Source organism: Pseudorhodoferax sp. LjRoot39, from assembly GCF_964253035.1.
Classification (GTDB): domain Bacteria; phylum Pseudomonadota; class Gammaproteobacteria; order Burkholderiales; family Burkholderiaceae_C; genus Pseudorhodoferax.
Genome location: NZ_CAXUQL020000001.1, coordinates 4,146,493 through 4,163,137 on the forward strand (window position 1 = coordinate 4,146,493; position 16,645 = coordinate 4,163,137).

The window sequence follows — 16,645 nt, forward strand, 5'->3', positions numbered from 1 at the left end:
CCCTCAGGCGTAGGACTCGACCGGCACGCAGCTGCAGAACAGGTTGCGGTCGCCGTAGACGTTGTCCACGCGCGCCACCGGCGGCCAGTACTTGGCCAGGGCCTGGCCCGGCTTGGCGACGGCGCCGAGCTCGCGCGCATAGGGGCGCGCCCAGTCGGCCTGCAGCAGCGTGGCGGCGGTGTGGGGAGCGTTCTTGAGCGGGTTGTCGCCTGTGGGCCATGTTCCGTCTTCGACCTGCCGGATCTCGGCGCGGATGGCGATCATCGCATCGATGAAACGGTCCAGTTCGAACAGGGTTTCGCTCTCGGTCGGCTCGACCATCAGCGTGCCGGCCACCGGGAAGCTCAGCGTGGGCGCGTGGAAGCCGTAGTCGATCAGGCGCTTGGCCACGTCCTCAGCCGTCACGCCGCTGGTCTTGGTGATGCCGCGCAGGTCCAGGATGCACTCGTGCGCCACATGGCCGTTGGCCGAGGCGTACAGCGTGGGGAAGTGATCGCGCAGCCGCGCGCTGACGTAGTTGGCCGACAGGATGGCCGTTTCGGTGGCCTGCGTGAGGCCGGCTGCGCCCATCATGCGGATGTACATCCAGCTGATCGGCAGCACGGCCGCGTTGCCCAGGGGGGCGGCCGAGACGGCGCCCACACCGCCATGGTCCAGGCCGGCCGTGTCGTGGCCGGGCAGGTAGGGCAGCAGGTCCTCGACCACGCAGACCGGGCCGACGCCGGGGCCGCCACCGCCGTGCGGGATGCAGAAGGTCTTGTGCAGGTTCAGGTGGCTCACGTCGCCGCCGAACTCGCCCGGCGCGGCCACGCCGACCAGCGCGTTCATGTTGGCGCCGTCCACGTAGACCCGGCCGCCGTGCCGGTGCACCAGCGCGCAGAGCTCCTTGACCTGGGTTTCGAACACGCCGTGCGTGCTGGGGTAGGTGATCATCACGCAGGCCAGGCGGTCGGCGTGCTTCTCGCACTTGGCTGCGAGGTCGGCCAGGTCCACGTTGCCCTGGGCGTCGCAGGCCGTCACGACCACCGTGAGGCCCGCCATCTGCGCACTGGCCGGGTTGGTGCCGTGCGCCGACGAGGGAATCAGGCAGATGTCGCGCTGGCCCTGGCCAGTGGCCTTGTGCCAGGCGCGGATGGCCAGCAGGCCCGCGTACTCGCCCTGCGAGCCGGCGTTCGGCTGCAGGCTGATGCCGGCGTAGCCGGTTGCCTGGCTGAGCCAGTCGCAGAGCTGGCGGTTCAGCGTGGCGTAGCCCTGCAGCTGGTCGGCGGGCGCGAAGGGGTGGATCTCGGCGAAGCCCGGCCAGGTGATGGGGATCATCTCGCTGGTGGCGTTGAGCTTCATGGTGCAGCTGCCCAGCGGGATCATGCTGCGGTCCAGCGCGAGGTCCTTGTCCGACAGCGCGCGGATGTAGCGCAGCATGCCGGTCTCGCTGTGGTGGGTGTTGAAGACCGGGTGCGTGAGGAAGGACGTGGCGCGGCGCAGGGCGGCCGGGATGCGGTCGGGCGCGCCGGCTTCGAGCGCGGCGAAGGCCGGCACCTTGGATGCGTCATCGGCGAACCAGGTCCACAGCGAGACGATGTCCTCGCGCGTGGTGGTCTCGTCCAGCGCCACGCCCAGGCAGTCCTCGGCCAGCAGCCGCAGGTTGGCCTGGCCGCGCTGGGCGCGGTCGAGGATGGCCGAGGTCTCGCGACCCGTGCGCACGGCCAGCGTGTCGAAGCCGGCGCCGTGCACGAGCGCGAAGCCCATGGCTTGCAGCCCGCGCGCCAGGATGGCGGCCAGGCGCGCCGTGCGCTGGGCGATGCGGGTCAGGCCCTGCGGGCCGTGGTAGACCGCGTACATGCTGGCCACCACGGCCGGCAGCACCTGGGCCGTGCAGATGTTGGAGGTGGCCTTCTCGCGGCGGATGTGCTGCTCGCGCGTCTGCAGCGCGAGGCGGTAGGCCGGGCGGCCTTCCACGTCCACGCTGACACCCACGAGGCGGCCCGGCAGCGAACGCTTGTAGGCGTCGCGGCAGGCCATGTAGGCCGCGTGCGGGCCGCCGTTGCCCATGGGCATGCCGAAGCGCTGCGTGGTGCCGACCACGATGTCGGCGCCCCAGCTTCCGGGGGGCGCCAGCAACACCAGGGCCAGCAGGTCGGCCGCCACGCACAGCGCGGCGTCCTGCGCGTGCAGCGCATCGGCCAGGCCTTGCACCTCGGGCAGCGCACCGTCGGTGCCGGGGTACTGCAGCAGCAGGCCGAAGCCGGTCTGCGTGCGCAGCTCGGCCAGCGGCGCGACCACGACCTCGATGCCCAGCGGCTCGGCGCGCGTGCGCACCACCTCGATGGTCTGTGGATGGCAGTCGCTGGCCACCAGGAACACATTGCTCTTGCTCTTGACGCTGCGTTTGGCCAGCGTCATGGCTTCGGCTGCGGCCGTGGCCTCGTCCAGCATGGAGGCGTTGGCGATGTCCATGCCGGTCAGGTCCGTGACCATGGTCTGGAAGTTCACCAGCGCCTCCATGCGGCCCTGGCTGATCTCGGCCTGGTAGGGCGTGTAGGCCGTGTACCAGGCGGGGTTCTCCAGGATGTTGCGCAGGATCACGCCCGGCGTCAGCGTGCCGTGGTAGCCCTGGCCGATGTAGCTCTTGAACACGCGGTTCTGCGCGGCGATGGCGCGCAACTCGGCCAGCGCGGCGGCTTCGCTCGCCACCGGAGGCAACTGCATGGGGGCGGCCCGCGCGATGCTGGCCGGCACGATGCCGGCCACGAGTTCCTGGCGTGAGGAGGCTTCGACCACGGCCAGCATGCGGGCCTCGTCGGCGGGCGTGATGCCGATGTGGCGGGCGATGAACTCCGAGGGGTTCTCGAGTTCGGACAGGGAGGGCGTGGTCTCGGCCATGGCGCGCAGGATCCGTTGGGTGTCGTTAGCTATTGGCAGCGAAGGCGTTGTAGGCGGTCTCGTCGAGCAGCGCGTCGAGCTGCGAGGCATCCGACAGCTTCACCTTGAAGAACCAGCCGGCCCCCAGCGGATCGCTGTTGGCCAGCGCCGGGTCGGCGCGCAGCGCCTCGTTGACCTCGGTGATCTCGCCGTCGACCGGCATGTAGACGTCGGCCGCTGCCTTGACGGACTCGACGACGCCGGCCACGTCCTTGTGCGCCAGGGTCTTGCCGACTTCGGGCAGGTCGACGAACACCACGTCGCCCAGTGCGTCCTGCGCATGCACGGTGATGCCGACGGTGGCGGTGTCGCCCTCGACCTTGAGCCATTCGTGGTCTTCGGTGTACTTGATCATGGTGTGTCCTCGGGTTGGGGAAATGGGTTCAGCCGCGGTGGTAGCGCGGTGGGGTGAAGGGCATGGTGACGACTTCCATGGGCACGGGCTTGCCGCGCACGATGGCGTTGACCTTGGTGCCGGCGGCGGCAAAGTCGGCGCGCACGTAGGCCATGGCAATGGGCTTGTCCACGCTGGGGGCGAGCAGGCCGCTCGTGACTTCGCCGATGGCCTGGCCGTCGGGAGACTGCAGCGCGGTGTGCTCGCGCACGGGCACGCGTTCCAGTGCGACCAGGCCCACGCGCTTGCGTTCGATGGGGCTGCTGCTGTCCAACTGGGCCAGCACCTTGTCGGCACCGGGAAAACCGCCCGCGCGCGCGCCGCCCGTGCGGCGCACTTTCTGCATGGCCCAGTTCAGGCCCGCCTCGACCGGCGTGGTCGTGGTGTCGATGTCGTTGCCGTACAGGCACAGGCCGGCCTCCAGCCGCAGCGAGTTGCGCGCGCCCAGGCCGATGGGCAGCACCTCGGGCTGGGCCAGGAGCGCGCGGGCCAGCGACTCGGCCCAGGGGCCGGGCACGGAGATCTCGAAGCCGTCCTCGCCCGTGTAGCCGCTGCGCGTGATGTACAGCGCCGCGCCGTTCCAGTCGAAGGCGCCGCCGGTCATGAACACGAGCTTGTCGACGCCGGGCACCACGCGGGCCAGCGCGGAGGCGGCCTTGGGGCCTTGTAGCGCGAGCAGGCCGTGTTCCGGCATCGGCACGACGGCGCAGCGCTGGCCGATGCGGGCCTGGATGTGTGCGGTGTCGGCCAGCTTGCAGGCCCCGTTGACGATCACGAACAGATGCTCGCCGCGGTTCACGAACATCAGGTCGTCGAGGATGCCGCCGTCGTCCGCCAGCAGCAGGCCGTAGCGCTGCTTGTCGATTGCGAGGCCCAGCACGTCGACCGGGATCAGGGTCTCGAATGCAGCGGCCGCATCGGGCCCTTCCAGGCGCAGCTGGCCCATGTGCGAGACGTCGAACAGGCCGGCCGCCGCGCGCACCTGCAGGTGCTCGGCCATCAGGCCCTTGGGGTACTGCACCGGCATGCTGTAGCCGGCGAAGGGGACCATGCGCGCGCCCAGTTCGAGGTGCAGGGCGTGCAGGGGGGTGTGCAGCAGAGATTCGGCGGACATGGCGGGCTTCCTGGAGGCAGAAACACAACATGGCGCTCCCCGAAGGAAATGCGCCATGGGCTGCCTCGCTGTCCGCTTTACCTGAGAGATTCGCCGCTTGCGCGGGTTGCCCCTTCGGTGGACCCGCTCGGGGCGGGCCTCTCTCCAGTGAGGAAGGTCTTCACAAGACCTGGGTCAGTCCTTTTGCCTGAGCGTTCGGACGGGTGTCCTGCGCCGTCGGCGGCCCGTTGTGAGGCGGGCTCTCTCCTGACGGCGCGGATTCTAACCAGCGGACAGCCCTATTTCGCGAACGCCAGGTCGCGCAGCGCCAGCGACAGCTCCGGCACATAGGTGATGACAAGCAGGCAGGCCAGGATCACGAGCACGAACGGGATCAGGTGCCCGATGATGCGGTCCAGCGGAATGCGCGCCACCGTGCAGGCCGCGAACAGGTTCACGCCGAAGGGCGGCGTGATCATGCCCAGCGCGAGGTTGACCACCATGATCAGGCCGAAGTGCACCGGGTCGATGCCGAAGTGCATGGCCACGGGCGCGAGGATGGGCGCCAGCACGATGATGGCGGCGCTGGTCTCGATGAACATGCCGATCACGAACAGCGCCGCGTTCACACCCAGCAGGAACAGCGCGGGCGACTGCAGCACGGCCTCCAGCCAGCGGCCGATGGCGTCGGGCACGCCGGCGCGCGTGATCAGGAAGGCGAACAGCCCCGCGTTGGCGATGATGAACATGATCACGGCCGAGGAGAGTACCGACTTGCGCAGGATGGGGAACAGGTCGCGCAGGCCGATCTCGCGGTAGATCAGCATGCCCACGACCAGCGCGTACAGCACCGCGACGGCCGAGGCCTCGGTGGGTGTGAACACACCGCCGTAGATGCCGCCCAGGATGATGACGGGCATCAGCAGCGCCCAGCCGGCCTGCCAGGTCGCCGGCAAGACGCCGAGGCGGCCGTCGCCGTCGTTCTTGCCCCAGCCCTTCCACTTGCAGTAGAGGTACACGAACAGCATCAGCGCGCCGCTGATCAGGATGCCCGGGCCGAAACCGGCGATGAACAGCTCGCCGATGGACACCTCGGCGCTCACGCCGTACAGGATCAGCGGGATGGACGGCGGGATGATCACGCCCAGCTCGGCGCTGGTGGCCTGCAGCGCGGCCGCGTAGCTCGTGGGATAGCCGTGCTTGATGAGCGCCGGAATCAGGATGGCGCCGATGGCGAAGGTGGTGGCCACGGACGAGCCCGACACGGCCGCGAAGATCATGCAGGTCAGCACGCAGGTCATGGGCAGGCCGCCCTGCACGCCGCCGACCAGGCTCTTGGCGAACTCGACCAGCCGGCGCGAGATGCCGCCGGTCTCCATGAGGTTGCCGGCCAGGATGAAGAACGGGATCGCGGCCAGCGGAAACTTGTTGATGGCGCCGAACATCTCCTTCACGGAGATCAGCATGTTGACGTTGGCCACCTGGATGCCCAGCACCGAAGCCAGGCCGATGGAGACGGCCACCGAGATGGTGAGCGCGAAGCACAGCACCATGGTGGAGATCATGACGGGGGTCATGGCGGTCCTTTCCTGTTGTTCTTGTTATTGGGCGGTGTCGAGCTCGTTGCGCTGCGGGTCGAGCCAGTTGCCGACGATGCCGAAGACGCAGAACAGGCCGCCGACCGGCATCGCCAGGTAGGCCCAGAACATGGACAGGCTCTCCAGCCCGGCCATGGTCTGCACGCTGCCGCGCTGCGCGTAGTCCCAGCCCCACCAGACGATCACGCCGATCAGCGACAGCGCGGCGATGGCGACCACGGCATCGAGCACGCGCCGCACGCCGGGTGGGCTCCAGCGGTACAGCACGTCCACGCTGACCATCGCGCCCTGGCGGAAGGCCAGCGGAATGCCCAGGAACACCATCCAGATCAGCGAGAAGCGGATCAGCACCTCGGTCCACTCGGCCGGTTGCTCCAGCACGAAGCGGGTGAGGATCTGGAACACGCCCAGCGCGGCGGCCACGACCAGCATGGCGCAGGCACCCACGAGGGCGATGAAGGTGGTGGCGCGTTCGACGCGCAGGAACAGTTGTCGCATGGCAGGGCCCGGAAAAACAAAAAGCCCGCGGAACGCGGGCGTCGAGGCGGCGCGCGCGTTTATTGCACGGCGCGGATCTTGTCCAGGTTGGCCTTGCCGAAGTCCTTCTCGAACTGCGCATTGACCGTGGTCAGCGCATTGACGAACTTGGCCTTGTCCAGGTTGTCGATCACGGTCACGCCCTTGGCACGCAGATCGGCCACGCCCTTGGCGTCGTCCTCGTCCACGCGGGCGCGGTTGGCCTTGGTGCCTTCCTTGGCCGCATCGACGAAGGCCTGTTTGTCGGCCGCGCTGAGCTTGTCGAACGAGGCCTTGTTCATGACGAAGATGGCCGGCGAGTAGACGTGGCCGGTCAGCGACAGGTGCTTTTGCACCTGGTCGAACTTGGCCGAGATGATCACCGACAGCGGGTTCTCCTGGCCGTCCACCGTGCCCTGCTGCAGGGCCGTGAACACCTCCGGGAAGGCCATGGGCGTGGTGATGATGCCGAAGCCCTTGTAGGCCGCGATGTGCACCGGGTTCTCCATGGTGCGCATCTTCAGGCCCTTCAGATCCTCGGGGGCCTTGATGTCGCGCTTCGAATTGGTCATGTGCCGAAAGCCGTTCTCGGCCCAGGCCAGCGCCTTGAAGCCCTTGGCGTCGAACTTGGCCAGCAGGTCCTGGCCGATCGGGCCGTCGAGCACCGCGCGGGCATGGGCCTTGTCGCGGAACAGGAAGGGCACGTCCAGGATCTTGGTCTCCGGAACGAAGTTGGGGATCGGGCCGCTGGAGGAGAAGGCCAGCTCCTGCGTGCCGAGCTGCACCGCCTCGATGGACTCGCGCTCGCCGCCCAAGGCGCCGTTGTAGAAGGTCTGGACCTTGTAGCGGCCGCCGGTGCGCTTCTCGACTTCCTTGGCGAAGGTGTCGATGGCGATGCCCTGGTGCGAGTTCTGGGCCGTGGAGATGCTGATCTTCATGGTGGTCTGCGCGAAGGCGGCGCAGGCCAGGCCCATGCCCAGCACGAGGCTGGCGGCGATGCGGGTGAGTTGCATGGTGTCGTATTTCCCTGAGGTGCAAAAAAATGCGGCGCCCTGGGGCGCCGCTTTCACGAACGGTGGCGACTATGCCTCAAACCAGCACCAGTGCGCCTCAGGATTTGTACTACGACTTGGGCTTTGCGGCCGCAGCGATCTGCCGCTGGCGGATCTCGCGCCACAGGTCGGCGTTCTTGATGCCCAGTGCGTCGGGATCGAAGATCGGGTCCTTGCCCTCCTTCTTCTGCTTCTCGTAGTCGCGCAGGCAGGCCAGCGCGGGCTTTTGCAGGATCAGGATGGCGATGATGTTGAGCCAGGCCATGACGCCCACGCCCAGGTCGCCCATGTCCCAGGCCACGCCGGCGCTGCGGATGGTGCCGTAGACCACCGCGACGATCAGCGCGATCTTGAGCACGAAGCTCATCCAGGGCTTGTGCGCCTTGCGGTTGATGTAGCTGAGGTTGGTCTCGGCCATGTAGTAGTAGGCGATGATGGTCGTGAAGGCGAAGAAGGTCAGCGCCAGCGCGACGAAGCTGGCGCCGAAGCCTGGCATCACCGACTCGACCGCGGCCTGGGTGTAGCCCGCGCCTGCGGCCATGCCGGGCAGCTTGTTGACGAGCATCGCGCCATCGGGACCCTGCACGTTGTACATGCCCGTGGACAGCACCATGAAGGCCGTGGCCGAGCAGACGAACAAGGTGTCGATGTAGACCGAGAAGGCCTGCACATAGCCCTGCTTGGCTGGGTGCGAGACCTCTGCCGCCGCAGCCGGGTGCGGGCCCGTGCCCTGGCCGGCCTCGTTGGAGTACACGCCGCGCTTGACGCCCCATTCCACGGCCAGGCCCAGCACCGCGCCGAAGCCGGCCTCCAGCCCGAAGGCGCTCTTGAAGATCAGCGCGATCATGGACGGGACCTGGCCCACGTTGATGGCCACGATGACCAGCGCGATCAGGATGTAGCCCAGCGCCATGAAGGGCACGACGACCTCGGCGAAGGCGGCGATGCGCTTGACCCCGCCGAAGATGATGAAGCCCAGCGCGATGGCCAGCAGGCCCGCGGTGACGGCCGGTGCGACGCCCCAGGCATTCTCGATGCCCGAGGCGATGCTGTTGGCCTGCACGCCCGGCAGCAGCAGCCCGGTGGCGATGACGGTGGCCACGGCGAAGATCCAGGCATACCACTTCTGGCCCATGGCCTTCTCGATGTAGTAGGCCGGACCGCCGCGGTATTGGCCGCTGTCGTCCTTCTCCTTGTAGATCTGGCCCAGCGTGGACTCGACGTAGGCGGTGGAGGCGCCCAGGAAGGCCACCATCCACATCCAGAACACGGCGCCGGGGCCGCCGAAGGTGATGGCGGTGGCGACGCCGGCGATGTTGCCGGTGCCCACGCGCCCGGACAGCGACATGGCCAGGGCCTGGAACGAGGAAACACCGGCCGGCGATTTCTCGCCCTTGAACATGAGCCGGATCATCTCCTTGAAGCCGCGCACCTGCATGAAGCGCGTGCGGATCGAGAAGTACAGGCCGACGCCCAGGCACAGGTAGATGAGGACCGGGCTCCAGACGTAACTGTTGAGCTTGCTGACGATTTCTGCCATGGCGTGTGGTTTTGGGTTGCTAGGAACAGAACCTTAGCAAGCCAAGTGCCAGGGCGGTATACGCGTTTGCACCGGTTTGGGGTGCGGTGCGTGGGTGTGCACCGCCGACCTTTCGGGCCTACATCCCTGCGTAGTTCGGCCCGCCGCCGCCTTCGGGCGTGACCCAGACGATGTTCTGCGTCGGGTCCTTGATGTCGCAGGTCTTGCAGTGCACGCAGTTCTGCGCGTTGATCTGCAGGCGGTCCTTCTGCGTGGCATCGTCCTTCACGAACTCATAGACCCCGGCCGGGCAGTAGCGCGCCTCGGGGCCGGCGTATTTGGCCAGGTTCACGTTCACGGGCACGCTGGCGTCCTTGAGCGTCAGGTGGGCCGGCTGGTGCTCGTTGTGGTTGGTGTTGCTGATGAACACGCTGGACAGCTTGTCGAAGGTCAGCTTGCCATCGGGCTTGGGGTAGACGATGGGCTTGCACTCCGAGGCCGGCTTGAGCATGGCGTGGTCGGGCTGGGTGCGGTGCAGCGTCCAGGGCATCCTGCCCTTGAGCACGAACTGCTCGAAGCCGTTCATGACGGTGGCCACCGTCAGGCCCTTCTTGAACCAGTTCTTGAAGTTGCGGTCCTTGTTGAGCTCGGTGTAGAGCCAGCTCTTCTCGAAGGCCTCGGGGTAGGCGCTCAGCTCGTCGTGCTGGCGGCCGGCTTGCACGGCGTCGTACGCGGCCTCGGCTGCCAGCATGCCGGTCTTGATGGCGGCGTGGCTGCCCTTGATGCGGCCCACGTTCAGGTAGCCGGCCTCGCAGCCGATCAGCGCGCCGCCCGGGAACACGGTCTTGGGCAGGGCCAGCAGGCCGCTGGCGTTGATGGCGCGCGCACCATAGGCCAGGCGTTTGCCATGCTTGATGCCGTGGGCTTCGTCGCCTTCCAGGTACCAGCGGATGTTGCGGTGCGTCTTCCAGCGCTGGAATTCCTCGAACGGGCTCAGGTAGGGGTTGCTGTAGCCCAGGCCGGTGATGAAGCCCAGCGCCACCTGGTTGTTGTCCAGGTGGTAGAGGAAGGCGCCGCCGTAGGTGTTGTTGTCCAGCGGCCAGCCGGCGCTGTGCAGCACCAGGCCGGGCTGGTGGCGGGCCGGGTCGATCTCCCAGAGCTCCTTGACGCCCAGGCCGAAGCTCTGGGGATCCTTGCCGGCGTCGAGCTTGTAGCGCGCGATGAGCTGGCGGCCCAGGTGGCCGCGCGCGCCTTCGGCGAACACGGTGTACTTGCCGTGCAGCTCCATGCCGATCTGGAACTCGTCGGTGGGCTCGCCGTTCTTGCCCACACCCAGGTTACCGGTGGCCACGCCCTTGACCGAGCCGTCGTCGTTGTAGAGCACCTCGGCGGCGGCGAAGCCCGGGAAGATCTCCACGCCCAGGGCCTCGGCCTGCTCGGCCAGCCACTTGACGACGAAGCCCAGGCGCACGATGTAGTTGCCGTGGTTCTGGAAGCAGCCCGGCAGCAGGAAGTTGGGCGTGCGCACGCCACCCGTCTCGGACAGGAACATGAAGGCGTCGTCGGTGACGGGCTGGGTCAGCGGCGCGCCCTTTTCCTTCCAGTCGGGGATCAGCTCGGTCAGCGCGCGCGGGTCCATGATGGCGCCCGACAGGATGTGGGCGCCGGGCTCGGAGCCCTTCTCGAGCACCACGACGGAGATGTCGTTGCCCTTTTCGGCGGCCAGTTGCTTCAGGCGGATCGCGGTGGCCAGGCCGCCGGGGCCGCCGCCGACGACGACCACGTCGTATTCCATGGCCTCGCGCGGGCCGTACTGGGCCAGGATTTCTTCGTTCGTCATGTGGGCTGTCTCGATCGTGGAAAAAAAGGCGTCGGGCGCGGCGCAGGCACGGGCCGTCCGCGCGCGAAAAATGTCCGGGATTCTATGCACAGGACTGCGGACGGCTTTCCACCTTGGCGACAGTCACAATGGCCGCTTCGCAGCGACGCAGCACAAGAGGCAGCCATGGCTTACAGCATCGATCTTTCGGGCCGCGTGGCCCTGGTCACGGGGGCGTCCAGCGGGCTGGGCATGCAGTTCGCGCAGGTGCTGGCACGGGCCGGCGCCGCCGTGGTGCTGGGCAGCCGGCGGCTGGAGCGGCTCAAGCAGTTGCGCGCGCGCATCGAGGGCGAGGGCGGCGACGCGCACGTGGTCGAGCTGGACGTGACCGACCGCGACTCCATCCGCTCGGCGGTGGCGCATGCGGAGACCGAGGTCGGCTCCATCGACATCCTGGTCAACAACTCGGGCGTGAGCACCATGCAGCGGCTGCAGGACGTCGAGGAGGACGACTACGACTTCATGTTCGACACCAATGTGCGCGGCGCCTTCTTCGTCGCGCAGGAGGTCGGCAAGCGCATGCTGGCGCGCTCCAGCGGCGCGGCGCCGGGCAGCTTCACGGGCGGGCGCATCATCAACGTGGCCTCGATGGCCGGCATCAAGGCCATGCCGCAGATCGGCGTGTACAGCATGACCAAGGCGGCCGTGGTGCACATGACGCGGGCCATGGCGCAGGAGTGGGGCCGCTTCGGCATCAACGTCAATGCGCTGTGCCCCGGCTACATCGACACCGAACTCAACCACGCGCACTGGCAGACCGAGCAGGGCCGAAAGCTGGTGCAGGCGCTGCCGCGCAAGCGCGTGGGCAAGCCCGAGGACCTGGACGCGCTGATCGTGCTGCTGGCCAGCGACCAGAGCCACTTCGTCAACGGCGCCGTGATCGCGGCCGACGACGGCTTCGCGGCCTGACGCCATGCGGATCGCCATCCCCGAACGCAAGAAGCTGGTCTACGAGACGCGCATCGCCATGCGCTGGGGCGACATGGACGCCATGGGCCACCTCAACAATGCCAACTACTTCCGCTACATCGAGACCGCGCGCGTGGACTGGTTCCAGCAGCTGGGCTGCATGGCCAACGGCCGCGGCGCCGGGCCGCTGATCGTCAACGCCTTCTGCAACTTCTACGCGCAGCTGCAGTACCCGGGCGAGGTGGTCGTGCGCCTCTTCGTCAGTGACCCGGGGCGCACCACCTTCGAGACCTGGGCGACGCTGGCACGCGCCGACGCGCCCGAGGTGGTTTGCGCCGAGGGCGGCGGCACCACCATGTGGGTGGACTACGAGGTCGGCAAGGCGGCGGCGCTGCCGGACTGGCTGCGCGCCGTCGTGGCCGACTGAACTACTTCCTGGCCTTGGGCACGCGGCCCATCAGGTAGAACTCTTCGTTGGGCAGCATGCCGCTGAAGCTGGCCATGCGGTTGGACAGGCCGAAGAAGGCCGTGATGGCACCGATGTCCCAGGCGTCCTCGTCGCTGAAGCCATGGGCGGCCAGCGCGGCGAAATCCGCATCGTCGACTTCGTGCGAACGTTCGCAGACCTTCATTGCGAAGTCCAGCATGGCGCGCTGGCGCGGTGTGATGTCGGCCTTGCGCCAGTTCACGGCCACCTGGTCGGCCACCAGCGGCTTCTTCTCGTAGATGCGCAGCAGCGCGCCGTGCGCGACCACGCAGTACAGGCACTGGTTGGCCGCACTGGTGGCGGTGACGATCATCTCGCGATCGCCCTTGCTCAAAGGACTGCTGCGGCCCACGCTCTCGGGGTCCATCAAGGCGTCGTGGTAGGCGAAGAAGGCACGCCACTCGGCCGGCCGGCGCGCCAGCGCGAGGAACACGTTGGGGACGAAGCCGGCCTTCTCCTGCACTTCGAGGATCTTGGTGCGCAGGTCCTCGGGCAGGGTGTTGAGGTCGGGCAGGGGGTAGCGTTGGGGCATGGGAGGTCTCCTTTGTGGGGACCGGTTGTACCACCCGCGCCGGGCGGACTGCGCTTCAGCCCGGCAACCGCGCTGCCGTGGCGTTGTCGACCACGGCCAGGTCGCTCTCGTCCTTGAGTTCCACGCCGCTGAGGCCGCGGCGCAGCGACTCGCGCACCAGCCAGGCCAGCTTGAACGCGGCCGCTGCATACGACAGGCCTTGTGGGCGCACGTTGGAGATGCAGTTGCGCTGCGCATCGTGCAAGCCCCGGCGGGGCCCGTGCGTGAGGTAGATGCCCAGGCTGTCGGGCGAGGACAGGCCTGGCCGCTCGCCGATCAGGATGGCGGACATGCGTGCGCCCAGGGCTTCGCCGATCTCGTCGGCCAGCGCGACGCGCGCCTGCGTGGCGATGACCACGGGTGCCAGCCGCAGCCCGGCCGGCAGCTGCGTGCGCAGCGCGGCCAGCAGTGGCACGGCATGGCGCGCCACGGCCAGCGAGGACAGGCCGTCGCCGATGACCAGGCAGAGGTCGCAGCCGCCTGCCGCTTGGGCGCGCAGGCGCTGGGCGTCGTCGGCATCGAGCGTGCGGCCGAGGTCGGGCCGGCGCAGGTAGGTGGCACGGTCGGCCGCGCCACTGCGCACTGTCCGGCTGTCCCAGCCGTCGGCCCGCAGCTCACGTGCCAGCGTCGCGGTGTCCAGCGCGGCGTGGATCGCATCGCGCGCCATCGCATGGGCCCAGCCGAAGCGCAGGGTTTCGTCGGTGGGCATGCCTTGGCCGGCGCGGCCCAGCGCCAGGCGCGCGGGCGTGGCCGCGCGCCAGTCCTGCCAGGCGTCGGCGGTGATGCCGGTCTTGGGCTGCGTCATGTGGGCGACTCCAGCGCGGCCAGGCCGCCCATGTCCTGCAGCAGGCGGTTGGCGGCCAGCGGCAGCAGCCGGCCATCGCCATCCGTCAGGTGCATGCGCGCCAACCAGGCCTCGAACTCCGGCGCGCGCTTCAGCCCCATGGTCTCGCGCACGAACAGCGCGTCGTGGAACGAGGTGCTCTGGTAGTTCAGCATCACGTCGTCGGCGCCCGGCACGCCGATCACGAAGGTGACGCCGGCCGCAGCCAGCAGCACCAGCAGCGTGTCCATGTCGTCCTGGTCGGCCTCGGCATGGTTGGTGTAGCAGACATCGCAGCCCAGCGGCAGGCCCAGCAGCTTGCCGCAGAAATGGTCTTCCAGGCCGGCGCGGATGATCTGCTTGCCGTCGTACAGGTACTCCGGCCCGATGAAGCCGACCACGGTGTTGACGAGCAGCGGCCGGTAGCGCCGCGCCAGCGCATAGGCGCGCGCCTCGCAGGTCTGCTGGTCCACGCCGTGGTGGGCACCGGCCGACAGGGCGCTGCCCTGGCCGGTCTCGAAATACATGACGTTGTCGCCCAGCGTGCCACGGCCCAGCGCGCGGGCGCCGGCGCAGGCCTCGTCCAGAAGTTCGGGCGTGACGCCGAAGGACAGGTTGGCCCGCTCGGTGCCGGCGATGGACTGGAACACCAGATCGACCGGCGCGCCGGCCTCCATGAGCCGCAGCGTGTTGGTCACGTGCGTGAGCACGCAGCTTTGCGTCGGGATCTGGAAGCGGTCGATCACCTCGTCCAGCAACTGCAGCAGCCGGCCCAGCACGGGCAGACTGTCGGAGGCCGGGTTCAGTCCGATCACCGCGTCGCCTGCGCCATAGAGCAGGCCGTCCAGCGTGGAGGCCGCCACGCCGCGCAGATCGTCCGTCGGGTGGTTGGGCTGCAGCCGCACGGCCAGCCGGCCCGGCAGGCCGATGGTGTTGCGAAAGCGCGTGACCACGCGGCACTTGCGCGCCACGGCGATCAGGTCCTGGTTGCGCATGAGCTTGGAGACGCCGGCCACCATCTCGGGCGTGAGGCCGGGCGCCAGCGTGGCCAGCGTGACGGCATCGGCAGCGTCCGACAACAGCCAGTTGCGCAGCTCGCCGACTGTCAGCGACGCGACCGGCGCGAACGCCGCGGTGTCGTGCGTGTCCAGGATCAAGCGCGTGATGTTGTCCTCTTCGTAGGGGATCAGTGCTTCGTTCAGGAACTGCGTGAGCGGCGTGTCGGCCAGCACATGGCGTGCGGCCATGCGCTGCTGTGCCGTCGCGGCGCCAATGCCGGCCAGGTAGTCGCCCGAGCGCGCCGGACTGGCGCAGGCCAGCACCTGGCGCAGGTCGTCGAAGGCGAAGACCTGGTCGGCGAGGGTGGTGCGGTAGCGCATGCTCAATCGGTTCCCGAGAGCAGCTTATCGTGCGCTGCAGCCGCGCGTTGATTGGCTGTCAGCCGGAAGTACGCGTAGGCCAAAGCCATCAGTGCCAGGAACAGCCCGGTGAGCAAGGTGTTGAACCAGACCATGGCGCCCAGGCACACCAGGCCGAGCCCCAGCGCGATGGCCGGGAACACCGGATAGAACGGAGCCATGTAGGGCCGGTGCAGGTTCGGTTCGGTGCGGCGCAGCTTGAACAGCGCGGCCATGGAGACCAGGTACATCACGATGGCGCCCAGCACCGCCATGGTGACGATGTTGGCCGTCAGCGTCTGGCCGCCGAAGCTGATCCACTCGTCGCTGAAGATGGCGGCCACGCCGATCACGCCGCCGGCCACCAGCGCGCGGTGCGGGGTGTCGAAACGCGGGCTCAGTGCCGCGAAGTAGCGCGGCAGGTAGCCCGCGCGGGCCAGCGCGAAGATCTGGCGCGAGTAGCCCATGATGATGCCGTGGAAGGAGGCGATCAGGCCGAACAGCCCGATCCACACCATCATGTGCAGCCAGCCGCTGGAGGCACCGACCACGGCCTTCATGGCCTGCGGCAGCGGGTCGTTGATGTTGGCCAGGGTGCGCCAGTCGCCCACGCCGCCGGCGAAGATCATCACGCCGAAGGCCAGCACCACCAGCGTGACGATGCCCGTGGTGTAGGCGACGGGGATGGTGCGGTGCGGGTCGCGCGCCTCCTCGGCCGCCATGGCCGCGCCCTCGATGGCCAGGAAGAACCAGATGGCGAACGGGATGGAGGCGAAGATGCCCGAGATCGCCTTGCCGTCCAGCACGCTGCCGCCGGCCCAGCCGTTGGCGACGAAGTTGGCCATGGACCAGCCCGGCGCCACCACGCCCATGAAGACCAGCAGCTCGAAGATGGCCAGCAGTGTCACGAACAGCTCGAAGGTGGCGGCGATGCTCACGCCCACCCAGTTCAGCGCGATGAAGATCACGTAGGCACCGAGTGCCAGCATCTTCGGGTCGATGCCCGGGAACTGCACGTTGAGGTAGGCACCGATGGCCAGTGCGATGGCCGGCGGCGCGAACACGAATTCCACCAGCGTGGCGAAGCCCGCGATGAAGCCGCCCGTGGGCCCGAATGCGCGCCGCGCATAGGCGAACGGGCCGCCTGCGTGCGGGATGGCCGTGGACAGCTCGGTGAAGCTGAAGATGAAGGTGGTGTACATGGCCGCGACCAGCACCGTGGCGACCAGGAAGCCCAGCGTGCCGGCCGTGTTCCAGCCGTAGCTCCAGCCGAAGTACTCGCCGGAGATGACCAGCCCGACGGCAATGCCCCAGAGCTGCAGCGGCCCCAGGACTTTCTTGAGATGGCCCGTGGCAGGGGTGGATGCGGCGGAGGAGGGGATGGCACTCATCGCAGTGGGGCTCGACGCGGAGCAGTGAAAGGAATGCGCCGATTGCAACCGCGCCGCCGGGCCGCGGCTATCCGCTTTCGGAAAATCCGCGCGCTTG

The 16,645-nt window shown here is 68.4% G+C and carries 14 protein-coding genes and 2 riboswitches; of the genes, 2 read left to right on the forward strand and 12 right to left on the reverse strand.

All coding sequences use genetic code 11. From position 1 onward, the window contains the following. Positions 1-3 precede the first annotated feature (3 nt). The 8 genes from gcvP to ACSQ4M_RS19320 all read right to left on the reverse strand — a co-directional run bounded on the left by gcvP (position 4) and on the right by ACSQ4M_RS19320 (position 10,931). The gene (gcvP, locus tag ACSQ4M_RS19285; protein WP_436191039.1) at positions 4-2,880 is read right to left on the reverse strand and encodes an aminomethyl-transferring glycine dehydrogenase; all 2,877 of its coding nucleotides are present in this window, start codon (positions 2,878-2,880) and stop codon (positions 4-6) included. A gap of 25 nt (positions 2,881-2,905) precedes the next feature. Beyond that, on the reverse strand, positions 2,906-3,274 hold the full coding sequence (gcvH, locus tag ACSQ4M_RS19290; RefSeq protein WP_056901841.1) for a glycine cleavage system protein GcvH: 369 nt from the start codon (positions 3,272-3,274) through the stop codon (positions 2,906-2,908). Between the two features lie 28 nt (positions 3,275-3,302). Then, the gene (gcvT, locus tag ACSQ4M_RS19295) at positions 3,303-4,427 is read right to left on the reverse strand and encodes a glycine cleavage system aminomethyltransferase GcvT (RefSeq protein ID WP_436191040.1); all 1,125 of its coding nucleotides are present in this window, start codon (positions 4,425-4,427) and stop codon (positions 3,303-3,305) included. Between the two features lie 58 nt (positions 4,428-4,485). Beyond that, a riboswitch (glycine riboswitch) is annotated at positions 4,486-4,585 on the reverse strand. A 15-nt stretch (positions 4,586-4,600) separates the two neighbouring features. Beyond that, positions 4,601-4,678: riboswitch (glycine riboswitch) on the reverse strand. A 27-nt stretch (positions 4,679-4,705) separates the two neighbouring features. After that, complete coding sequence (locus ACSQ4M_RS19300; RefSeq protein WP_436191041.1) at positions 4,706-5,983, reverse strand: TRAP transporter large permease; 1,278 nt, start codon at positions 5,981-5,983, stop codon at positions 4,706-4,708. A 24-nt stretch (positions 5,984-6,007) separates the two neighbouring features. Continuing rightward, positions 6,008-6,502: a TRAP transporter small permease gene (locus ACSQ4M_RS19305; protein WP_436191042.1), complete on the reverse strand. Its 495-nt coding sequence runs from the start codon at positions 6,500-6,502 to the stop codon at positions 6,008-6,010. Positions 6,503-6,561: 59 nt separating this feature from the next. Beyond that, positions 6,562-7,533, reverse strand: coding sequence for a TRAP transporter substrate-binding protein (locus ACSQ4M_RS19310; RefSeq protein ID WP_436191043.1), 972 nt, complete (start codon positions 7,531-7,533; stop codon positions 6,562-6,564). A 109-nt stretch (positions 7,534-7,642) separates the two neighbouring features. Continuing rightward, the gene (locus ACSQ4M_RS19315) at positions 7,643-9,112 is read right to left on the reverse strand and encodes an alanine/glycine:cation symporter family protein (RefSeq protein WP_436191044.1); all 1,470 of its coding nucleotides are present in this window, start codon (positions 9,110-9,112) and stop codon (positions 7,643-7,645) included. Between the two features lie 118 nt (positions 9,113-9,230). Next, positions 9,231-10,931, reverse strand: coding sequence for an electron transfer flavoprotein-ubiquinone oxidoreductase (locus ACSQ4M_RS19320; protein ID WP_436191045.1), 1,701 nt, complete (start codon positions 10,929-10,931; stop codon positions 9,231-9,233). Between the two features lie 165 nt (positions 10,932-11,096). On the opposite strand from ACSQ4M_RS19320, the gene ACSQ4M_RS19325 reads away from it, so the two are divergent. After that, positions 11,097-11,879 carry an SDR family oxidoreductase gene (locus tag ACSQ4M_RS19325; RefSeq protein WP_436191046.1) on the forward strand — a complete coding sequence of 261 codons (783 nt, stop codon included), beginning with the start codon at positions 11,097-11,099 and terminating at the stop codon, positions 11,877-11,879. A 4-nt stretch (positions 11,880-11,883) separates the two neighbouring features. Continuing rightward, the gene (locus ACSQ4M_RS19330; RefSeq protein WP_436191047.1) at positions 11,884-12,306 is read left to right on the forward strand and encodes an acyl-CoA thioesterase; all 423 of its coding nucleotides are present in this window, start codon (positions 11,884-11,886) and stop codon (positions 12,304-12,306) included. 1 nt (position 12,307) lies between these two features. On the opposite strand, the gene ACSQ4M_RS19335 is transcribed toward ACSQ4M_RS19330, so the two are convergent. From ACSQ4M_RS19335 to eat, 4 genes are read right to left on the reverse strand one after another with little or no spacing between them, the layout of a single operon-like run. Next, positions 12,308-12,898 (reverse strand): peroxidase-related enzyme, encoded by a 591-nt coding sequence (locus tag ACSQ4M_RS19335; RefSeq protein WP_436191048.1) that lies wholly within the window; start codon positions 12,896-12,898, stop codon positions 12,308-12,310. A 55-nt stretch (positions 12,899-12,953) separates the two neighbouring features. Next, positions 12,954-13,742, reverse strand: a complete 789-nt coding sequence (eutC, locus tag ACSQ4M_RS19340) for an ethanolamine ammonia-lyase subunit EutC (RefSeq protein WP_436191049.1) — start codon at positions 13,740-13,742, stop codon at positions 12,954-12,956. After that, complete coding sequence (locus ACSQ4M_RS19345) at positions 13,739-15,139, reverse strand: ethanolamine ammonia-lyase subunit EutB (RefSeq protein WP_436191050.1); 1,401 nt, start codon at positions 15,137-15,139, stop codon at positions 13,739-13,741. The genes eutC and ACSQ4M_RS19345 overlap by 4 nt, the downstream gene beginning before the upstream one ends. Positions 15,140-15,141: 2 nt before the next feature. Further along, positions 15,142-16,548 carry an ethanolamine permease gene (gene eat / locus ACSQ4M_RS19350; RefSeq protein ID WP_436191051.1) on the reverse strand — a complete coding sequence of 469 codons (1,407 nt, stop codon included), beginning with the start codon at positions 16,546-16,548 and terminating at the stop codon, positions 15,142-15,144. Between the last annotated feature and the right edge of the window lie 97 nt (positions 16,549-16,645).

What these genes read in the sequence shown, in the direction of transcription:
- gcvP (WP_436191039.1), bottom strand. Translation starts at nt 2,880, where the DNA reads ATGGCCGAGACCACGCCCTCCCTGTCCGAACTCGAGAACCCCTCGGAG.
- gcvH (WP_056901841.1), bottom strand. Translation starts at nt 3,274, where the DNA reads ATGATCAAGTACACCGAAGACCACGAATGGCTCAAGGTCGAGGGCGAC.
- gcvT (WP_436191040.1), bottom strand. Translation starts at nt 4,427, where the DNA reads ATGTCCGCCGAATCTCTGCTGCACACCCCCCTGCACGCCCTGCACCTC.
- ACSQ4M_RS19300 (WP_436191041.1), bottom strand. Translation starts at nt 5,983, where the DNA reads ATGACCCCCGTCATGATCTCCACCATGGTGCTGTGCTTCGCGCTCACC.
- ACSQ4M_RS19305 (WP_436191042.1), bottom strand. Translation starts at nt 6,502, where the DNA reads ATGCGACAACTGTTCCTGCGCGTCGAACGCGCCACCACCTTCATCGCC.
- ACSQ4M_RS19310 (WP_436191043.1), bottom strand. Translation starts at nt 7,533, where the DNA reads ATGCAACTCACCCGCATCGCCGCCAGCCTCGTGCTGGGCATGGGCCTG.
- ACSQ4M_RS19315 (WP_436191044.1), bottom strand. Translation starts at nt 9,112, where the DNA reads ATGGCAGAAATCGTCAGCAAGCTCAACAGTTACGTCTGGAGCCCGGTC.
- ACSQ4M_RS19320 (WP_436191045.1), bottom strand. Translation starts at nt 10,931, where the DNA reads ATGACGAACGAAGAAATCCTGGCCCAGTACGGCCCGCGCGAGGCCATG.
- ACSQ4M_RS19325 (WP_436191046.1), top strand. Translation starts at nt 11,097, where the DNA reads ATGGCTTACAGCATCGATCTTTCGGGCCGCGTGGCCCTGGTCACGGGG.
- ACSQ4M_RS19330 (WP_436191047.1), top strand. Translation starts at nt 11,884, where the DNA reads ATGCGGATCGCCATCCCCGAACGCAAGAAGCTGGTCTACGAGACGCGC.
- ACSQ4M_RS19335 (WP_436191048.1), bottom strand. Translation starts at nt 12,898, where the DNA reads ATGCCCCAACGCTACCCCCTGCCCGACCTCAACACCCTGCCCGAGGAC.
- eutC (WP_436191049.1), bottom strand. Translation starts at nt 13,742, where the DNA reads ATGACGCAGCCCAAGACCGGCATCACCGCCGACGCCTGGCAGGACTGG.
- ACSQ4M_RS19345 (WP_436191050.1), bottom strand. Translation starts at nt 15,139, where the DNA reads ATGCGCTACCGCACCACCCTCGCCGACCAGGTCTTCGCCTTCGACGAC.
- eat (WP_436191051.1), bottom strand. Translation starts at nt 16,548, where the DNA reads ATGAGTGCCATCCCCTCCTCCGCCGCATCCACCCCTGCCACGGGCCAT.